The 2736-nt window shown below is 73.0% G+C and carries 1 protein-coding gene and 2 pseudogenes; all 3 read left to right on the top strand.

The window, feature by feature from the left end; genetic code table 11:
• Positions 1 to 900 (top strand): annotated as a pseudogene (locus J0670_RS35165) (hypothetical protein); the annotation flags it as partial.
• A 145-nt stretch (positions 901 to 1045) separates the two neighbouring features.
• Entirely contained in the window at positions 1046 to 1978 is a 933-nt protein-coding gene (locus J0670_RS35160) for a FadR/GntR family transcriptional regulator (protein WP_307806831.1), read from the top strand.
• Positions 1979 to 2445: 467 nt separating this feature from the next.
• Positions 2446 to 2736, top strand: a pseudogene (locus tag J0670_RS35155) (RNA polymerase sigma factor); the annotation flags it as partial.

Below are 2736 nucleotides of genomic sequence, written 5' to 3'. Positions count from 1 at the left end.
CTGGCCTACGAGCTGCGCCGCCTGCGCGGCCTGCGTTCCACCTGGCTGCTGCTCGCCGCCGTACTGCTCTGCGACGCCATCGTGGCCGCCGGTCTGGCGAGCCGGATCCCTGCGGGCCCGCTTGGGGCGTCGACGGGGGTGCGGCTGCTGACCGCCACCCTCCCGCTGACCCCGCTGCCCTTCGCGATGTTCGGCGCAGGCCTGTTGGGGGCCCTCTCGTACGGGCACGAGGTGCGTCACCCGGGGCTGCCCGCCTCCCAGGTGGCGTACGCGCGCAGGGTGCGGCTGCTGCTGGCCAAGCTGCTGGTGGTCGGCCCGGTGGCGGCGCTGCTGGCGCTGGCCACCCTGCTGCTGGACGCGGTGGCCGTGCACCTCTCGCTGCCGGGCGGGGTGACGGTGGCGGCCTGGGCGGATCCGGCCGCGCTGTCCGCCCAGGTGTCCGGGGCGCTGGACGCCGTCGGACTGAGCGCCCTCGGCGACCTGCCGGCCGTGTTCGCCCCGCTGGCCCTGGTGGCCGGCCACGGGGCGCCGGCCGCGCTGCTGATGTTCGTCCTGCTGACCGTGGTGGCGGCCTGGACCGGAGTGCTGACCGCCTCGCTCACCCGCAGCGCCGTCGCCGGGGTGCTGCTGCTGTGCGCGCTGCCGCCGTTGCTGGAGTCCGGTGTCGTCCTGCTGCTGCGCCGGAGCGGCCGCCCGTGGTCGAGCCGGGCGGTCGGACCGCTGCCCTTCCGGTCCGGCATCGAGTGGGCTTACGGCTGGGTGTACGGCGGGGCGCACGAGGCGGCGGCCGCCGGGAGTTCGGCGCTGATGAACCCGGTGCTGCTCGCAGCCGTCGCGACCCCCGTGGCGGCCCTGCTGCTCGTGGCCCTGCTCGTCCAGGCCGGCCGCCGCGCCCTGTAGCGCCGACCGTGCCGACAGTGCCCTCCGGCCCGCCGCCCCGGCAGCGGTCCGTCCCGAACCACCAAGATCGACCAGCACTGACCGCAATGCGCGTTTCTTCCTGATAAGAAGTCAATTATCCAGTCACGGTCGATCACCCTTTCGTGTGCTTTTCACGAGAATTCTCAAGCTGCGCCTGCCGATCGCCGACAAAGGAGGCGTGAGTACCCTTGCGCACCCCACCATGACCCCCGCCCGTTCCGCCGAAGGGCCCATCCACGGCCCCGGCGATCTGGACCGCTTCTCGTACGCCGACCGGCCGACCCCGCCGGCGCCCCGTTGGGAGGGCGCCGAGTCCGAGATCTCCCGGGTCGGTCGCAAGACCACCAGCAGCCGCGGTCGCGGTCTGCACGGCCAGCTGGTCCAGCAGCTCGGCCAGATGATCGTCTCCGGCGATCTCGGCGCCGACCGTCCGCTCGTGCCCGAGGAGATCGGCCAGCGGTTCGAGGTGTCCCGGACCGTCGTCCGCGAGTCGCTGCGCGTGCTGGAGGCCAAGGGCCTGGTCAGCGCCCGCCCGAACGTCGGCACCCGGGTCCGCCCGGTCGGCGACTGGAACCTGTTGGACCCGGACATCATCGAGTGGCGCGCCTTCGGCCCGCAGCGGGACGAGCAGCGCCGGGAGCTGTTCGAGCTCCGCTGGGCGATCGAGCCGCTGGCCGCCCGGCTCGCGGCCGGCCACGGCCGGGAGGACGTCCAGCAGCGGCTCGTCGAGCTGGTCGAGATCATGGGCCACGCCGCCGCCCAGGCCGATCTGTCCACCTACACCCGGGCCGACGCCGAGCTGCACGGCCTGGTCCTGCAGATGGCCGGGAACCGGATGCTGGAGCACCTCTCCGGGATCGTCTCCTGCGCGCTGCAGGTCTCGGGCGGCCCGGCGATCTCCTGCGAGCGGGCCTCCGAGTCCTCGGTCGGCCTGCACGCCCGGCTGGTGGACGCGCTGGGCGCCGGCGACGGCACCGCGGGCGAGGCCGCGATGCGGGCGCTGCTCACCGTCCACCCGGAGATCGAGCCCTCCGTCCCCGCGCCCCGGGAGCACTGAGCGGGCTGTTCTTCGGCGAGCGGGCGCGCCGGGCGCGGTCCGCTCCTCCGGGCCCTCCGGCCGCACCGCGCGGCGCAGCCGGAGGGCCTCTGCGCGGAGATCAGGGACCGGCGCCGACGGGAGTCGCGCAACCCTCGCCATGACCCGTCCATGACATTCAATCGGGACGCGGGTGCGCGATGATGGATCGCGGCCCCCGGGCCGCGGGCGCCGAGCGGTGTGACCCGCGACACGAAGGCCATGCGTAACACTTGACGAGTAGCAGCGATGTGTCCTGAGCGGGAGCAGCTCCGGAATACTCCAACATGTCAGAATGCTGTGTTGGTCCGCGGCGCTGCTGCCGTCCTGCAAACCCAGTCCTCAAGCCCGAGTCGGTCGGAATCGACACCGCGCGTCCGACGCGCGATCTCCTTCCCCGCCCGCTCGGGCGGCCGGTACGGGTTCGAGTCCACTCATCGTCCGAGAGGTTGTTCGTGTCGGCCAGCACATCCCGTTCGCTTCCCCCCGAGATCGCCGAGTCCGCGGCTCTGCTGGCGCTCATCGAGCGGGGCAAGGCCCAGGGGCAGATCGCCGGTGACGACGTGCGCCAGGCGTTCGAGGCGGACCAGATCCCGGTCACCAAGTGGAAGAACGTCATGCGCAGCCTCAACCAGGTGCTGATTGAGGAGGGGGTGGACCTCATGGTCAGCGCGGCCGAACCGGCCGGCGCCAAGCGCAAGAGCGTTGCTGCCAAGAGCCCCACCAAGCGCACCGCCACC

The organism is Streptomyces sp. FH025, assembly GCF_017427025.1.
Taxonomy (GTDB): Bacteria; Actinomycetota; Actinomycetes; order Streptomycetales; family Streptomycetaceae; genus Kitasatospora.
This window is presented reverse-complemented; position numbering and strand designations above follow the sequence as displayed.